Source organism: Neobacillus niacini (assembly GCF_048572935.1).
GTDB classification, from domain to species: Bacteria; Bacillota; Bacilli; order Bacillales; family Cytobacillaceae; genus Neobacillus; species Neobacillus niacini.
The window spans coordinates 5,404,771-5,420,237 of sequence record NZ_CP183883.1 but is presented as its reverse complement, the minus strand read 5'-3'; the positions used below and the strand labels follow the sequence as shown (position 1 = coordinate 5,420,237).

At 37.8% G+C, this 15,467-nt stretch carries 18 protein-coding genes; 10 read left to right on the top strand and 8 right to left on the bottom strand.

What is annotated here, in order from left to right; translation table 11 throughout:
• The first annotated feature begins 1 nt into the window (after position 1).
• Positions 2–274, top strand: a complete 273-nt coding sequence (locus ACN6MT_RS26615; protein WP_419888733.1) for a hypothetical protein — start codon at positions 2–4, stop codon at positions 272–274.
• 56 nt (positions 275–330) lie between these two features.
• Here the strand turns inward: ACN6MT_RS26615 and ACN6MT_RS26610 are convergent, their stop codons facing one another.
• Positions 331–2,160: an aldehyde ferredoxin oxidoreductase family protein gene (locus ACN6MT_RS26610; RefSeq protein WP_419888732.1), complete on the bottom strand. Its 1,830-nt coding sequence runs from the start codon at positions 2,158–2,160 to the stop codon at positions 331–333.
• A 221-nt stretch (positions 2,161–2,381) separates the two neighbouring features.
• Between ACN6MT_RS26610 and ACN6MT_RS26605 the strand changes: the two genes are divergently transcribed.
• Entirely contained in the window at positions 2,382–3,410 is a 1,029-nt protein-coding gene (locus ACN6MT_RS26605; RefSeq protein ID WP_419888731.1) for a ThiF family adenylyltransferase, read from the top strand.
• Positions 3,411–3,452: 42 nt separating this feature from the next.
• On the opposite strand, the gene ACN6MT_RS26600 is transcribed toward ACN6MT_RS26605, so the two are convergent.
• On the bottom strand, positions 3,453–4,016 hold the full coding sequence (locus ACN6MT_RS26600) for a DUF2777 domain-containing protein (RefSeq protein WP_419888730.1): 564 nt from the start codon (positions 4,014–4,016) through the stop codon (positions 3,453–3,455).
• Between the two features lie 164 nt (positions 4,017–4,180).
• Between ACN6MT_RS26600 and asnB the strand changes: the two genes are divergently transcribed.
• Both asnB and ACN6MT_RS26590 read left to right on the top strand, forming a co-directional pair.
• Positions 4,181–6,031 carry an asparagine synthase (glutamine-hydrolyzing) gene (asnB, locus tag ACN6MT_RS26595; protein WP_419888729.1) on the top strand — a complete coding sequence of 617 codons (1,851 nt, stop codon included), beginning with the start codon at positions 4,181–4,183 and terminating at the stop codon, positions 6,029–6,031.
• A 62-nt stretch (positions 6,032–6,093) separates the two neighbouring features.
• Positions 6,094–7,602 (top strand): alpha-amylase family glycosyl hydrolase, encoded by a 1,509-nt coding sequence (locus tag ACN6MT_RS26590; RefSeq protein ID WP_419888728.1) that lies wholly within the window; start codon positions 6,094–6,096, stop codon positions 7,600–7,602.
• 48 nt (positions 7,603–7,650) lie between these two features.
• Here ACN6MT_RS26590 and ACN6MT_RS26585 read toward each other — a convergent pair whose 3' ends face one another.
• Both ACN6MT_RS26585 and ACN6MT_RS26580 read right to left on the bottom strand, forming a co-directional pair.
• The gene (locus ACN6MT_RS26585; protein ID WP_419888727.1) at positions 7,651–8,520 is read right to left on the bottom strand and encodes an SDR family oxidoreductase; all 870 of its coding nucleotides are present in this window, start codon (positions 8,518–8,520) and stop codon (positions 7,651–7,653) included.
• 109 nt (positions 8,521–8,629) lie between these two features.
• Positions 8,630–9,121 carry a YajQ family cyclic di-GMP-binding protein gene (locus ACN6MT_RS26580; protein ID WP_063251417.1) on the bottom strand — a complete coding sequence of 164 codons (492 nt, stop codon included), beginning with the start codon at positions 9,119–9,121 and terminating at the stop codon, positions 8,630–8,632.
• Positions 9,122–9,267: 146 nt separating this feature from the next.
• Here ACN6MT_RS26580 and ACN6MT_RS26575 point away from each other — a divergent pair, with 146 nt between their 5' ends.
• The gene (locus ACN6MT_RS26575) at positions 9,268–10,131 is read left to right on the top strand and encodes a S1 RNA-binding domain-containing protein (protein ID WP_419888726.1); all 864 of its coding nucleotides are present in this window, start codon (positions 9,268–9,270) and stop codon (positions 10,129–10,131) included.
• A gap of 67 nt (positions 10,132–10,198) precedes the next feature.
• Positions 10,199–10,330, top strand: a complete 132-nt coding sequence (locus ACN6MT_RS26570; RefSeq protein WP_081810752.1) for a DUF3941 domain-containing protein — start codon at positions 10,199–10,201, stop codon at positions 10,328–10,330.
• Between the two features lie 26 nt (positions 10,331–10,356).
• Here the strand turns inward: ACN6MT_RS26570 and ACN6MT_RS26565 are convergent, their stop codons facing one another.
• Positions 10,357–11,214, bottom strand: coding sequence for a DegV family protein (locus ACN6MT_RS26565; protein ID WP_419888725.1), 858 nt, complete (start codon positions 11,212–11,214; stop codon positions 10,357–10,359).
• Positions 11,215–11,318: 104 nt separating this feature from the next.
• On the opposite strand from ACN6MT_RS26565, the gene ACN6MT_RS26560 reads away from it, so the two are divergent.
• Positions 11,319–12,170 carry a YitT family protein gene (locus ACN6MT_RS26560; protein WP_411834551.1) on the top strand — a complete coding sequence of 284 codons (852 nt, stop codon included), beginning with the start codon at positions 11,319–11,321 and terminating at the stop codon, positions 12,168–12,170.
• A gap of 12 nt (positions 12,171–12,182) precedes the next feature.
• Positions 12,183–12,644 (top strand): BsuPI-related putative proteinase inhibitor, encoded by a 462-nt coding sequence (locus tag ACN6MT_RS26555; RefSeq protein WP_419888724.1) that lies wholly within the window; start codon positions 12,183–12,185, stop codon positions 12,642–12,644.
• A gap of 42 nt (positions 12,645–12,686) precedes the next feature.
• On the opposite strand, the gene ACN6MT_RS26550 is transcribed toward ACN6MT_RS26555, so the two are convergent.
• The 3 genes from ACN6MT_RS26550 to ACN6MT_RS26540 form a co-directional block, all read right to left on the bottom strand.
• The gene (locus ACN6MT_RS26550) at positions 12,687–12,872 is read right to left on the bottom strand and encodes a DUF3813 domain-containing protein (protein ID WP_063251422.1); all 186 of its coding nucleotides are present in this window, start codon (positions 12,870–12,872) and stop codon (positions 12,687–12,689) included.
• 2 nt (positions 12,873–12,874) lie between these two features.
• Positions 12,875–13,027, bottom strand: a complete 153-nt coding sequence (locus ACN6MT_RS26545; protein ID WP_169803637.1) for a hypothetical protein — start codon at positions 13,025–13,027, stop codon at positions 12,875–12,877.
• 110 nt (positions 13,028–13,137) lie between these two features.
• Complete coding sequence (locus tag ACN6MT_RS26540) at positions 13,138–13,950, bottom strand: Cof-type HAD-IIB family hydrolase (protein ID WP_063251423.1); 813 nt, start codon at positions 13,948–13,950, stop codon at positions 13,138–13,140.
• A 215-nt stretch (positions 13,951–14,165) separates the two neighbouring features.
• Here ACN6MT_RS26540 and ACN6MT_RS26535 point away from each other — a divergent pair, with 215 nt between their 5' ends.
• Together ACN6MT_RS26535 and ACN6MT_RS26530 are read left to right on the top strand one after the other, a co-directional pair.
• The gene (locus tag ACN6MT_RS26535; RefSeq protein WP_419888723.1) at positions 14,166–14,939 is read left to right on the top strand and encodes an alpha/beta fold hydrolase; all 774 of its coding nucleotides are present in this window, start codon (positions 14,166–14,168) and stop codon (positions 14,937–14,939) included.
• An 18-nt stretch (positions 14,940–14,957) separates the two neighbouring features.
• Complete coding sequence (locus tag ACN6MT_RS26530; RefSeq protein ID WP_063251425.1) at positions 14,958–15,266, top strand: metal-sulfur cluster assembly factor; 309 nt, start codon at positions 14,958–14,960, stop codon at positions 15,264–15,266.
• Positions 15,267–15,467: the final 201 nt, after the last annotated feature.

Below are 15,467 nucleotides of genomic sequence, written 5' to 3'. Positions count from 1 at the left end.
TATGATGCAGCAGGAATTGGAGTTTCGCGGAATCAAACGAGAGCACCTCGGATTATATTTTGAAGAGTTAGGCGGCAAACAAATTACGAATCAATTTCCTTACATATATAAATCTGACCACTGGTATGGTGAAATCGTAAGGGAAGAGGAATTATCGATAACTTCTACATTTAAAGTCAATAGTGTTCATATCCGATTTTGTGCCTCAGATGACATGACGCTTAATGAGCTTATCAAAAATTACCGGGTCAAAACAAGGAGAATCGGCGGATAATTTCTAAACCAATCAAAAGGCTTCTGCAAAATATGCAGAAGCCTTTTGATTATTCCTTAAACCAATTGATTTTCAGGGTCGATGATTTCTAGCTCACGAAGCTTAGCTTCGGTGACCTTTCCATCTTGCCAGCCCCGGACTTGGTAATACTCTTTAAGCATGATATCCATACGGCTCACTTCTCCTGCACTATTACCAGAGGCAGGCTCTTCCGTAAATCGTTTTGGCAGATAATCATCTTCTTCTTTGTTGAATCCAGCCAAGTTATTATAATAGCGCTCAAGATTATAGATTCTTTCTCCAGCCTTCATCACATCATCTGCTGTCATCGGTATTCCAGTCATTGTGCTGTATTGCTCTGCATAATGCTCTGCATTTTCTGAGAATGAGGAAAACTTGCAAATATTCATAGAATCAGAGAAAGCAAGCATATCTTGGAATATTTTTAATAGCTCACCTTTTCCTTCTGGTTTTAGGCGATCAGTTGGCTCAGGAATCCCGGCAATCTCACTGGCAACGGTATAGCCGCGTAAATGGCAGGCTCCACGGTTACTAGTGGCATAACCAAGTCCAATTCCTTGAATACCACGAGGGTCATAGGCAGGAATTGATTGACCTTTTACAGACATCGAAAGTTCTGGTGCGCCCCAAGAAGCTGTTGCTCTTGCAGGGCCCTCAGCAAGGATGCCGCCAAAGCCTTCACGGAATGCAATTTTCTGCGTTAAGTCAATCATCGAATCGGCATCGCCCCAGATGAGCTCTTCTGTAATCAATCCTTTTTCATAAGCCTCCATTGTAACAGAGAAGCAGTGGCCAAGTTCAATGGTATCAAGACCGTACTCATTACAGCGGTCAATCAGATAAGAAATAGCCTCAGCATCACTTAATAAGCAGTTTGAGCCTAAGGACCAAGCAGATTCAAACTCAATACTTTCGACTCTAGTTTTATACTTTCCATCTTTCACTTCAACTTCGATTTTGCAGCCTACGGGACATGCATGGCAAGTATTATTTTTAACGAGTAAATGCTCGTTTACATATTCACCACTATGTTTTTCTGCCTCATCCCAATGAGTGAACTGTGAATTCTTTGTTGGAAGCGCCCCAACCTCATTGATAATGTTGGTTAATACGTTTGTACCATAAACAGAAAGACCACCCTTATTTGGGGCTGTTAATCCGCCGTCAAGAATAGCCTTTACCGCCTTTTTGTTAGCCTCTTTATATTCAGTTTCTAACTTAGGCTGCGGCATATTTCCTTTTTGAGCAGCTTTAATTACAACCGCTTTCAATTTTTTATAGCCTGCAACAGCGGCAGTTCCGCCACGTCCAGCAGCGCGATCATGTTCGTTAATAAAGGAAGCAAACTTAACGGTGTTTTCACCTGCTTGCCCGATCGTCATGACACTAAGGTCTTGTTCTCCATATCTAGCTTGCATCGTTTTAACTGTTTCTCTAGTACCTTTGCCCCAAAGGTCAGAAGCGTCACGCAGTTCCGCTTTTCCATCCTCAATATAAAGATAAACTGGTTTGTCACTTTTACCCGTAAGGATGATGTTATCGACACCTGCCCATTTTAGGCGTGCAGCGGTCCATCCACCCATATGAGAGTCTGTAACGGTACCTGTTAACGGAGACTTCGTCACAACACAAAGACGTCCACTCATGGAAGAACGTGAGCCGGTTACAGGGCCAGTCATGATACAAAGAATGTTCTCAGGAGATAAAGGCTCTACTTCCGGGCCGTTATCAAGTACATATTTTACGCCGAGACCACGGCCGCCAATGTACTTTTTTGCATCCTCTTCGTTAATAGGTCTGTAATTGATTGTACCTGATGTTAAATCAACCACCACTTCTTTGTTTAAAAAACCGCCTAAATTCAATGTTTTTCCCTCTCTTTCATTAATAAATTGAAGCTTATCTCCCATCGATATTAAAAATATTAATAGGATATTCCTCACAAAATTAATAAATAAACCCAATTACTATTATACAATTATTTTTATATATTTAATATTTAAACTTTTCCAAAAATCAACTAAAATTAACATAGATTGCTGAACTCGTTAGAATTTACTACTAATCTAGAAAAGAGGATTATAATATGAACGAATTAGGGCGATATTCAAGACAAATTCTTTTTTCAGGGATAGGGAAAGAGGGACAGCTGAAACTACTCAACAGCAAAGTTGCTATTGTCGGTGTCGGTGCACTGGGAACAGTCTGTGCCAATCACTTGGTTCGATCTGGAGTTGGATACATAAGATTAATTGATAGAGATGTAGTTGACCTTTCCAATCTGCAGAGACAATCACTTTTTAATGAAGAAGATGTAACTCTAAATCTTCCAAAGGCAGTTGCTGCTAAAAAGAGGCTGAACTCTATTAACTCTTCGGTTAAGGTTGAGGCAGTTATCACAGATTTAAATCTTGATAACGCAGAGGAATTATTGTCTGGGGTTGATGTCATTGTTGATGGTACTGATAATTTTATGACTCGCTACCTAATCAATGATGTTGCTGTTAAATATGAAATTCCCTGGGTCCATGGGGCTGCAGTAAGTTCAAGAGGAATGTTTGCCGTCATTAAACCTGGAATCACACCGTGTTATCGATGTCTATTTCCACAAGTACCAGATGGCAGGGGCGAGACCTGCGATACAATTGGTGTCTTGTCGCCAATTACAGATATTATAGGTTCTTTTCAAGCTATGGAAGCCATTAAATTACTGTTAGGGGCTGTGACGAATACTAATCTTGAGCAAATCGATATTTGGGAAACTTCCTTTTTTTCAATGGATACAACTGAGGGGAAAAATCCACAATGCCCTGCCTGTGTAAAACGACAATTTGAATTCCTTGATCGTTTGTCTGCAGTCCAGGAAACTTATAGTTCTTTATGCGGGAGAGATACCGTGCAAATATATTTTAGAGAAAAACGGGAACGCAATTTACATAAGCTTAGTGAACGCCTAAAACAGAATGGGAAAGTCAGCGGAAACGAATTTTTACTTCGTTTTTCTCCAAATGATGAAACTGCCATCGTCGTATTCAAGGATGGTCGTGTACTAGTCCATGGTACCGATGACATCGTGAAAGCAAAATCCCTTTTTTCAAAATATATAGGCAACTAGAAAAAGGTGTGGTTTTCTTAATAAGAAACCACACCTTTTTCCTTAAGATATCATCTTTTCTATAACCAATCGTTTCCCTGTATTTAAGGTGAATTCAAAGCGGTCATTTACCTTTTCGAAATAGCAAAAATGGTGCTGAACATTACAAATTTGCTCTTGATTATCGAAGACAATAAAGTTTACTCCATCTCTTTGATTATCATCGGATAAGAATGATAGATGATTATAACAATAAATACAATCATAAATAGAAAAATCTAAAGAATTTAATGTGGTAACAAATTGGAAAAAGGCATCATCATTCATTCCCTCTAAAAGTCTTTCTAATGAGTAAATTAAATGCTTTCTGATTCTAACCTTGTCATGGTCACGAATCATGATAATTTCATTTCCACATCGAATCTTTCCCGATTCTATTAAGATTCCTTTCCTCCAACGATTTACACGAAATATTTCAATCTCTTGCTGAAGGAAGTCTTCGAGCATTGCTGCTTCTTCTGTTTCTTCATCAAAAAAGATCCATTGATCACTAATTTGTTCAACTGCTCCTTCGTTATAGGCCCTCAGTTGAAAATCCAATAGTTTAATTCTTTGTTGTCGATTCATGTTTAACCTCCGTGCCTAATGCTTTCTTTTTCTTTGTAGACATCTTTGTGAGATTTTATAACTTGTTTATCTTTAATTTGGACAATTTACCAAATAAATTGGGCTGAATAGAATAAAAGCATTCAATGATATCCAGTGTCATTTACTGGAGAGAGGAGAGTTATATGTGCGGAGTTTCAGGATGGGTTGATTTTACAAAAGATTTAAGAAACGAAAAAGATACGATTGAAAAAATGACCAAAACTCTAGCCAAAAGAGGACCAGATGAAACGAATCTCTGGGTTCAAACACATGCAGGGTTTGGTCATAAGCGCCTGATTGTTGTGGATCCTGAAGGCGGAAGACAGCCAATGACAAAACAAAAGGAAGGTAATGAGTACACCATTTGTTACAACGGTGAACTATATAATACCGAAGATATCCGCAAAATTCTCCTTACTAAAGGATATTCTTTCAAAGGTCATTCTGATACAGAAGTTCTGTTAACTGCCTATATAGAATGGGCGGAAGAGTGCGTAAATTATTTCAACGGTATCTATGCATTTGCAATTTGGGATCAAGAGCGAGAACAATTGTTTATTGGCCGTGACCGATTGGGAGTTAAGCCATTGTTTTATACGGAATTAAATAACGGAATTGTATTTGCTTCGGAAATTAAGGCTATACTTGCAAACCCGGGAATGAAAACAGAACTGGAATATGAGGGCCTTGCAGAAATTTTCGGTTTAGGACCTTCGAGAACACCTGGATCTGGAATCTTTAAAGGCATTAAGGAATTAAGGCCGGCACACGCTATGACCTTTTCGAAAAATGGCTTAAAGATATGGCGCTATTGGAATGTTAAGAGTGATGTCCATAAGGATAATGTGGAAGAAACAGCTGAAAAGGTACGTTACTTGGTAACAGACGCAGTAACTAGACAGCTTGTATCAGATGTGCCGCTTTCAACCTTCCTATCAGGCGGGCTTGATTCAAGTATTATTACAGCGATTGCTGCTAAAGGATTTAAAGACCAAGGTAAAGGTCAGCTTCATACGTATTCTATTGACTATGAAGGAAACGATCAATTTTTCAAAGCAAATGAATTCCAGCCAAATGCAGATGAGAAATGGATTAACATTGTAACCAAGGAGTTTGATACAAAGCACCATTTCAAAACAATTTCTCAGCAACAGTTAGTGAAAGACTTAACAGAATCGGTTCATGTTCGAGACTGTCCTGGTATGGCTGACATTGATTCATCCTTACTTTGGTTCTGTAAGGAAATAAAGCAGGACTTTGTTGTGAGTCTTTCTGGAGAGTGTGCGGATGAGATTTTTGGAGGATATCCATGGTTTCATCGCAAGGTAGATTTAGAGAGACCGAGTTTCCCTTGGATGCGTTCTGTTCATGAAAGAAATAATTTGTTAAGAGCTGATTGGCAGCAAAGATTGAATCTTAAGGACTATGTAATTGAAAAGTACAATCAGGCCATCCGGGAAACACCTAGATTGGATGGAGAGAGCCCAGAGGAAGCAAAGAGGCGAGAGCTTTTCTATATTAATATGACACATTTTATGACAACGCTGCTTGATAGAAAAGATCGGATGAGTATGGGAGCAAGTCTTGAGGTCAGGGTTCCTTTTGCAGATCACCGTCTTGTTGAATACGTTTGGAATATTCCTTGGGATATAAAAATGATTCATGGCAGAGAAAAGGGTATTTTGAGAAAAGCTTTTGAAGGAATACTACCAGAGGAAGTACTTTATCGAAAGAAAAGCCCGTATCCCAAAACCCATAACCCAGGATATACATTAGCAGTTCAACAACAGTTAAAGGAGATATTAGCAGATAAGTCCTCGGTACTATATGAATTATTTAATCGTGAATTACTTAATGAACTTGTCGAATCAGGTGGTAATTCCTTCAAAGAACCTTGGTTTGGTCAGTTGATGTCAGGTCCACAACTATTAGCTTACTTCATTCAACTCGATATATGGTTTAAAGATTACAATATTAATATAGTAAATGGGTAGACATTAATAGTTGGATTCAAAACTTTATTAGATTAAAATGAGTGTATGGAAGGGGATTGAACATGAAAAAAACCTTAATTACACTTATTTTAATCTGTTTTTTGCTTATTACGGTGATACCTGCACATGCAGAAACCCAGAGAGATGGCCGATTATGGCAGGATGAAACCATTTATTCGATCATGGTTGATCGCTTTTTTAATGCAAATACAAATAATGATAAGGAAGTGAATACACTCGACCCGCTAGCCTATAATGGCGGTGATTTTCAAGGAGTCATTGATAAGTTGGACTATCTGAATGAAATGGGTTTCACAGCGATCCGATTAACATCAATTTTTGATAATACAGCTGGTGGATATCATGGGTATTGGGTGAATGACTTTTATAAACCGGATGAACATTTTGGCTCAATGAAAACGTTTAAAAAACTTGTGCAAGAAGCACATAAACGAGAGATGAAGGTGGTTATTGATTTTGTATCCAATAACGTCTCTCTTGAACACCCATGGTTGATGGATTCATCCAAGAAAAATTGGTTTCATGAGAAGCAGGAAATGAGCGACTCAAAGGAACAGGAAGAATTAGAAAATGGATGGGTGAACGGTTTGCCTGATCTAAATCAGGACAACCCTGAGGTAAAGGAATACTTATTGGACGCTGCTAAATGGTGGATTAACGAGACGGATATTGACGGTTATAGTCTTCCAGAAGTAAATTATGTACCTGTTTCCTTTTGGAGTGATTTTTCAAAAGAGGTTAAAAGCGAAAAGGAAGACTTTTTTCTGTTAGGGATAACTTCTACAAACAGTGTAGCAGACCCCAGAAAATATGTTGAGGCAGGAATTGACAGCCTTACTGATTATCAACATAGTGAAGATTTAAGGAATGTCTTTGCTGCTACTAATCAAACCTTTGGCCCATTAAATGATAGCAAGGTTCAAAAGCTAGAAGTACAGCCGCAATTCTTTGATAACGAATTTACACCTAGATTTACACAAGATATCGTTTCAAATAAACATTTTCCAGGAGCACGCTGGAAAACGGCATTAACTTATATTTATTCAACACCCGGTATTCCAGTTGTTTTTTATGGAAGTGAAATTGCTTTAAATGGGGGAGAAATTCCAGATAATCGCCAGCCAATGAATTTTCGGACTGAAAAGGAACTCATTGACTATATAACCAAGCTTGGTGAGCTCCGGAATCAACTTCCTTCGTTAACCCGAGGAAGTATGGAAATGCTTTACGAAAAAGATGGAATGGCAGTTTACAAACGTGTCTACCAAGATGAAACAGCGATTATTGCCATTAATAATACAAGTGAATCTCAAAACATTACCTTAAACAGTGAGCAAATTGAAGGTGATAAGGAATTACGAGGATTGCTTAATGGAGATTTGGTTCGGAGCAATGGTGATCAATATGACCTAATCATCGACCGTGATGAATCAGAGATTTATGTATTAACAAAAAAAAGCGGCATCAATATGCCTTTAGTGGGTTCCTTGGTTGCGGTGTACATCTTGTTCACTATTTTTATATTAAAAATTAGGAAAAGAAGAAAGTAAAAAGGGAAGCGCGATACTGCTTATAGAGTATCGCGCTTTCTTTATAGGCTATCCATTTACGATTTCTCCACCATTTACATGAAGGATTTGTCCGCTTACGTAGGAAGAATCATCAGAAGCGAGGTATACATAGCTTGGGCCAAGCTCAAATGGCTGTCCCGCTCTGCCCATTGGTGTAGTTGAACCAAAGCTTGCCACCTGGTCTTCATTAAACGTAGAGGGAATCAACGGCGTCCAAATAGGACCCGGTGCTACGCCATTTACCCTTATACCTTGTGGGGCAAGCGATTTTGCCAGGGAACGTGTAAAGGTCACAATCGCACCTTTTGTTGCAGAGTAATCTAATAATTGCTCATTGCCGGCATAAGCCGTAACGGACGCCGTATTGATAATGGTTGATCCTTGTTTCAGATGGGGCAGGACCATTTTAGCCATATAGAAATACGAGAAAATATTGGTCCGAAACGTTTTTTCAAGCTGCGCGGACGAAATATCTAACAGACTTTTCTGTGGGTGCTGCTCTGCAGCATTGTTTACCAAAATATCGATTTTTTCAAATTCATTCATTGTTTTACTAACGATATCCTTACAGAATTCCTCATTTCCTATGTCACCGGAAAATAGTAAACATCTGCGCCCTTCTGCTTCAACAAGTCCTTTTGATTCTTCAGCGTCCTGATGTTCGTTCAAATAGACAATCGCGACATCAGCACCTTCTTTAGCAAAATATAGGGCGACGGATTTACCAATCCCACTATCCCCACCAGTAATAATCGCTGTTTTTCCAGTTAGTTTACCAGCACTTTTATAGTTTTGGTCAACTGAAACAGGACGAGGGTTCATTTCACTTTCAATACCAGGCTGTTGATTTTGATGCTGTGGTGGAAAAACCTTTTTTTGTTGTTGGTTATTGGGCATTCATTTTACCTCCAAGTTTATTTACCATGTTAGTTTAAGGAAAATGAACATAAATATGAGAAAATAAAAAGGCGAAAAGAAATTTTTCCTTTCACCCACTTAATAAGTTTTATCGATAGTTAATAAATTGAACATCGACTGTTAGGTCTGCTTCACGTACCAACGAGATAATCTTTTGTAAATCATCACGGTTTTTACCGCTAACTCTGATTTGATCGTCCTGAATTTGGCTTTTCACCTTAAGGCCGCTATTTTTAATAATCGTGTTTATTTTCTTTGCATTATCTTTATCGATCCCTTGAACCAACTTTGCTCGTTGGCGAACAGTTCCGCCAGAGGCTTTTTCCATTTTTCCATAATCGAGATTCTTAACAGGAACACCTCTCTTGATTAACCTGCCAAGCAAGACGTCTTTTAGTTGGTCCATTTTAAATTCATCATCTGAAACTAGAACAAGTTCTTCTTTATCCAGTGTAACTTCACTTTTGCTGCCCTTAAAATCATAACGGGTTTTAATTTCTTTCATTGTTGCGGTAATTGCATTTGTGACTTCAGTAAATTCCACTTTGGATACAATATCAAAAGATTCATCTTTGGCCATAGTAAAAATACCTCCAGTATATTTTAATTAAGAAATGTAGTAATCAATTTTTGCTAATGTTTCCCTTTATGGGTACATTATAGTAAAATATAGCAGTTCAAACAACCCTATGGTAGAGCTATAGGATAAAGAAAAGGTGAATTAATATGTCTTTACAAGAACTTATTGGTCAAGCAGTTACCTTAACGGTGGCACGAAAAGCTGAATTCGGCTATTTTTTAACAGATGGAAATGAAGATGTTTTGTTGCATATAAATGAGGCAGACCGTGAATATGATGTAGATGATACGGTAGAAGTGTTTCTTTATGTTGATTCAGAAGGCAGGACGTCAGCTTCTACCACTATACCTGAAATTGGGATTGGCAAGTATGCTTGGCTTAAAGTCGTCGATACCAACCCTAATATAGGTGTGTTTTTAGACATTGGGATTAAAAAGGATTTATTATTAGGGATTGATGATCTTCCAGTCCATAAATCAGTTTGGCCAAAGCCGGGCGACATGGTCTATGCAACCTTAAGAGTAAATAACAATTATCTGCTATATGCAAGGCTTGCAACAGACCCTGTCATTGAATCAATTTCAACAAAGGCTGCTAGAAAAGATTTTAACAAAAATATTCAAGGGCATATCTATCGTACTGCTAAGGTAGGTAGCTGGGTCTACACCATTGAAGGGTATAAAGGATTCATTCATGAATCACAAAGACAGGAAGAGCCAAGATTAGGACAAAAGGTGGAAGGACGGATCATAGACGTTAAGGATGATGGGACAGTGAATGTTTCTTTGCTTGCAAGAAAACAGGAATTACAGGACCTTGACGCTGAACGTATCTTTGAATATTTAATGAGTCGAAATGGTGCTATGCCTTTTAATGATAAAAGCATGCCGGAAGATATTCAAGAGCGTTTTCAATTAAGTAAAGGAGCCTTTAAGCGGGCGCTTGGAAAACTTATGAAAGATGGCAGGGTTTATCAAGAAGGAAGCTGGACTTATCTAAAGAAAGATTAACTTTTCTACATACTCTTTTTTAAAATGACAACACTAATGTTGAAAGCATTTGGAAAGGGGTAGGATTATGCCGCATACATCAGATAATGATAAAAAGGCTCAAGATAATAATGCGTTAAGACATGAAAAAAATATGATGCGCGAGAAGAATCGTCAAGCAGGGAAAAATCAATACTCAAAGAAAACAGACCATAAATAAAAAAGCGGGCTTTCCCGCTTTTTTATTTATGGTAATTTATTTAAAAAGAAAATAGCAATGGTTCCCGGCCCAGTATGTGCACCGACTGCTGAACCAATCGAGGTAATAAGCACATCTTTTGGATGTAGTTCTTCCTCAATCAGTGCCTTTACTTCTAACACTGTATCTTCGGTATCCGCATGACTAATACCCACTACTTGGTCACCAAAGCTGGCACCGCGTTCATTCATCAGTTCAACAATACGTCTATATACTTTCTTTTTTCCTCGTATTTTTTCTATTGGAACTAGTTTTCCTTCCTCTACATTCAAAATAGGCTTTATGTTAAGTAAACCGCCTAAAAAGGCTGAGGCTTTGGATACACGGCCGCCTTTAGCTAAATAATCTAAGTCCTCTACGGTAAACAAATGCTCCATATGCTGACTGCGAAATAAAACATCATTTAAAATTTCTTCCTTTGAGACATCTTCGGCTGCAAGTCTTGCTGCTTCCTTTACGACAAGACCAAAACCAAGCGAAGCACATTGGGTATCGACAATCGTTAAATTAAAGTTTGGATATTTTTCTTTTACTTGGTCAAGAATCATAACAGATGTCTGATATGTACCAGATAATGCTGAAGAGAAAGCAATATATATTCCATCTTCATTATTTTCAGCCATTTTAGTGAAGACTTCTTCAAATAATAAAGGAGAAACTTGAGATGTTTTAGGAACATCGCCCGTACGTATGGCGTCATAAACAGTTTTAGGATCAATCGTTTTAACATCCTCATATTCTTGCCCATTAACGTGCACCTTTAGTGGGAATAATGTGACGTTATGTTCAGCGTAAAAATCTTTTGGTAAATCGCATGCGCTGTCAGCTAGTATTTTTACCGGCATGAAGCTCACCTGCTTTCAAACTAATATAGTTAGTTTCAGTTTATCGGTTTCACCCCCAAAATACAATTATCAGCATAGAATTAGTACCTTAAAAATTAAAGGAGATGGTGCTTTTGTTATGGCAGCAAATCAAGAAAACAATCATTGTTACTGTGGGTGCATTCCTAAATGCCCTGGCGATTAATTTATTTTTAATTCCAGCAAATGTTTATTCTAGCGGATTTACTGGGGCAGCACAATTATTATCAAAAGTATTAAGTGAACAAACACCATTAAATATATCAATGGGCTTCTTATTGCTGCTGCTAAATATCCCAGTGGCAATCCTAGGGTGGTTTAAGGTAGGAAAGTCCTTTACCGTTTATAGTTTTTTAAGTGTGGTACTATCATCACTTTTCTTAGAATTAATTCCAATTACACAGGTTTCAAAAGATATTCTCCTTAACTCGGTATTTGGGGGCGTTATATTAGCTGTAGGTGTCGGACTAACCCTAAAATGGGGTGCTTCAACAGGCGGCGTAGATATTATTGCTATGGTTTTATCGAGAATGAAAGATAAACCGATAGGCAGCTATATGTTTATTATGAATGCCGTAATTATCATTACGGCCGGCTTTTTATATGGATGGGAAAAAGCACTTTATACGATTGTATCTTTGTATGCTTCTACAAGAGTAGTGGACGCTATCCATACTAGGCATGCAAAGCTTACTGCTATGATTGTTACTAAGAAAGCTGATGAGCTTAAGAAAGCGATTCATTCAAAGTTGGTTAGAGGTATCACAATGATTCCTGCAAAGGGTGCCTTTTCTAATGAAGCAAGAGACATGCTTATGATTGTTATTACCCGTTATGAGTTATATGATTTGGAACGAATAATCTCTGAGGTTGACCCAAATGCATTCACGAATATTGTTCAGACAACCGGGATTTATGGGTTTTTTAGACGAGAATAGGGGGTATGAAGTGTGAGAATTATTTTATTAATAAATTTATTTTTATTTCCATTTAGTTTAGAAGGGGAAGCAAGTTATGGTGAGTCCAATCACCAATTTCAGTTTTCAGTGGTTCCTATTGTGGGAAGTGAAACAGTGAAATTTGAACTTTTTATCAAGAATAATGAAGAATCTCCGCTGAATTTTGAGTTTCCTACCTCACAATATTATGAGATTACTGTTACTGACCAATCCGGGCATGAAGTATATCGGTATTCAAAAGGACGCTTTTTTTTACAGGCACTGCAAACGATTAAAATTGAACCTCATAAAACCTATCGAAAAGTGGAACTATGGGATTATCAATTACATGGAAAAAGAGTTCCGGCAGGGGAATACATTGTTTCTGCAACTCTTTTACCAAGAAAAATAAATGACAAACCTATAAGTAACAACCAAACATTATTAAGCAAAACCAAATTTACTCTTCAGTAAAAAGAAAAGCTGGCACGTTTTGTAACGTACCAGCTTTTCCACTTATTTTAATTGTTCAAGCTCATTTTGCATTTCTTGGAGCTGACTTTGTTCTGCGAAGGTTGAATTAGCATAAGCAGAACTTAATGCATTCTTGGCCTTCGAAATCACAGAATCACGATCAGCAGGGTCGGCAGACTTCGCCATCTCAACAAATCTTCTTGCTTCCTGGAATAGTTGGTTTCCCATCGTTATATTCCTCCAAGCGAGGATTCACGCACATTGGACATTTTCTGGGCTTCCGCTTCAGCGTAGGTCATGTGGTATGGAATACGTTCAGCATGCTTACTGACAGTATCCACTCCTTGCTGGACAAAGCGTTTTGATTTGTTTCGTTTACCCATTGCAATCCCTCCAATTTGGTGAGCTTGTTATGAAGCAGGTTAGTGCCTCACAAAAATAGTATGCTCAAATCAGAGTTTTTCATTTAGGTAAACAATGGTGTCAACCATCTTTATTTCAAATTTAACAAATCTGACAAATATACGCCAATACCATCTTCTTCATTGGTAAGAGTCACTTCATTTGCAATCGTTTTGACTTTATCAATCGCATTCCCCATTGCAATACCATGGCCAGCAAAATCAAGCATTTCTAAATCATTATCTTCGTCACCGAAAGCAATAATTCTTTCTGGAGGAATGTTGAAGTATTCTGAGGCCTTCTTTAAACCAACGGCCTTGCTAATTCCGGTTTTTATAATTTCAATAACATGCCATGGTGCCGCCCAGCTGCGGTGATCAATTACTTCCGCATGAACATCAGACAAATGCTTACGAATAAGCTTTAATTCATCTTCCTCTGTATGTATCAACAAACTTGTCGGAGAATCATTTAAGAAATTTCGTAAATCCCCAGTTGTAACGTTCGGGTTGCCCATGCTAAAAATATCTAACAGTTTTTCATCATGATAGTGGAAATACACATCATCAATTACTTCGGCAATAATATTGTGAAACTGAAAAGACCGGCACGCTTCAACGATTTCCTTGGCCACTTTTACATCGAGAGGAGCATGGAAAAATCCCCAGTTGGAATCAAGTGGATGGTGCATGAAAGCACCATTAAAGTTAACAATAGGTGTGTCTAACCCAAGCTCACGATAATAGGGTTCACTTGAACGATACGGTCTTCCTGTTGCAATCATAACAACATGTCCTTGTTCTTTAGCTTTACTTAAAACTTTTTTTGTTCGTTCGGAAATCGTTTTATCATCTTTTAATAAAGTTCCATCTAAGTCCAATGCAATTAAATGTTTTTCTGCCATATTGACTCCTTTTTGAATCGTTTTCTAAACAATAAGTCTAAGCTTTAGATAAATGGTGAATGAAATGATACACTACAAATATGGATTTTCTTTTGTTGGAAAGTCATACCATTATAACTACTATGTTAACAATTTTATACCGTACCTGTAAAAAAATTCACTTCATAAGATTTTGCTATCAGATATAATTATTTTACCCAGGAGGATTTGCCTACGTGATTATCGTTGAAAAAAGTTTGCTGAATCATAATCCCTTCCTACATATAGTAAAGAAAAGTATACAACAAAAGAAACTTCCGCTGATTATCTTTACTCATGGTTTCACTAGTGCAAAGGAGAATAATCTACATTATGCCTATTTATTAGCGGAAAAGGGATTTAGAGTGATCCTGCCAGAGGCGGTCTACCATGGGGAAAGGGAACAAGGTTTAACCGAAAGGGATTTATACAGTCATTTTTGGGAAATTGTCATCAAGACCATCCATGAATTAAACGATTATAAGCAATACTATGTAGAAGAAGGATTAGCAGATCCGGATAAAATTGGACTTGCAGGGACCTCAATGGGTGGAATGGTGACCTTGGGTGCTTTGACTAAATATAAATGGGTCAAAGCGGCAGTTAGTTTAATGGGGATGCCGTCATATGAAGAATATCTGCATTGGCAGCTAGAACAAATGAAAAACCTTGGTGTTAGTCTTACTTTTTCCGATGAGGAAATTGCAGGGCAATTATCAGTCTTACGTCAATATGATTTGAGTCTTCAACCAAATAAGCTTGATAATAGACCATTGTTATTTTGGCATGGAAAAAAAGATCCAATTGTACCTTATGCGTTAACATATCGTTTTTATCAATCTGTAAAAAACAACTATGCTGCAAAGCCAGGAGATATTCACTTCATTTCAGATGAACATGCAGATCATAAGGTAAGCAGAGAAGGATTAAAAGCAACGGTTGAATGGTTTGAGAAATATTTATTACAATAAGGATAGGGAGTGTTATAGATGAATGAAGAGTTAAAAGAGAATATTTTAGGTGCATTAGAGCTTGTCATAGACCCTGAGCTAGGTGTAGATATTGTTAATTTAGGTTTAGTCTATGATACGGAAATGGATGAGGAGGGCAATGTAACGATTACGATGACATTAACTTCCATGGGCTGCCCTCTTGCTGGAACCATTGTTGACCAAGTGAAGAGAGCATTAGCAGATATCCCAGAAGTAAAAGAGGTAGAGGTTAATATCGTGTTTAACCCGCCATGGAATAAGGACATGATGTCACGTTATGCAAAAATTGCATTAGGAATTCGTTAATAATATTCGTATTATAAAAACAGCAGAAATGTTCTGCTGTTTTTTCTTGCCATCAGCAACTAATTCCCTGCGATCATCATTTGCACTTCACAAAGTGGACATATAATTTTCAAGTAATGTGAGGTAGTTCACTTATCCATAGTGGAATCCCCTATATAATTACAGGTAATAAGGCTGTTTGGTTTTTGAAATGGCCGTTTT

Coding starts and splice junctions, on each gene's coding strand:
- ACN6MT_RS26615 (WP_419888733.1), top strand. CDS start 2: ATGATGCAGCAGGAATTGGAGTTTCGCGGAATCAAACGAGAGCACCTC.
- ACN6MT_RS26605 (WP_419888731.1), top strand. CDS start 2,382: ATGAACGAATTAGGGCGATATTCAAGACAAATTCTTTTTTCAGGGATA.
- ACN6MT_RS26600 (WP_419888730.1), bottom strand. CDS start 4,016: ATGAATCGACAACAAAGAATTAAACTATTGGATTTTCAACTGAGGGCC.
- asnB (WP_419888729.1), top strand. CDS start 4,181: ATGTGCGGAGTTTCAGGATGGGTTGATTTTACAAAAGATTTAAGAAAC.
- ACN6MT_RS26590 (WP_419888728.1), top strand. CDS start 6,094: ATGAAAAAAACCTTAATTACACTTATTTTAATCTGTTTTTTGCTTATT.
- ACN6MT_RS26585 (WP_419888727.1), bottom strand. CDS start 8,520: ATGCCCAATAACCAACAACAAAAAAAGGTTTTTCCACCACAGCATCAA.
- ACN6MT_RS26580 (WP_063251417.1), bottom strand. CDS start 9,121: ATGGCCAAAGATGAATCTTTTGATATTGTATCCAAAGTGGAATTTACT.
- ACN6MT_RS26575 (WP_419888726.1), top strand. CDS start 9,268: ATGTCTTTACAAGAACTTATTGGTCAAGCAGTTACCTTAACGGTGGCA.
- ACN6MT_RS26570 (WP_081810752.1), top strand. CDS start 10,199: ATGCCGCATACATCAGATAATGATAAAAAGGCTCAAGATAATAATGCG.
- ACN6MT_RS26565 (WP_419888725.1), bottom strand. CDS start 11,214: ATGCCGGTAAAAATACTAGCTGACAGCGCATGCGATTTACCAAAAGAT.
- ACN6MT_RS26560 (WP_411834551.1), top strand. CDS start 11,319: ATGGTGCTTTTGTTATGGCAGCAAATCAAGAAAACAATCATTGTTACT.
- ACN6MT_RS26550 (WP_063251422.1), bottom strand. CDS start 12,872: ATGGGAAACCAACTATTCCAGGAAGCAAGAAGATTTGTTGAGATGGCG.
- ACN6MT_RS26545 (WP_169803637.1), bottom strand. CDS start 13,027: ATGGGTAAACGAAACAAATCAAAACGCTTTGTCCAGCAAGGAGTGGAT.
- ACN6MT_RS26540 (WP_063251423.1), bottom strand. CDS start 13,950: ATGGCAGAAAAACATTTAATTGCATTGGACTTAGATGGAACTTTATTA.
- ACN6MT_RS26530 (WP_063251425.1), top strand. CDS start 14,958: ATGAATGAAGAGTTAAAAGAGAATATTTTAGGTGCATTAGAGCTTGTC.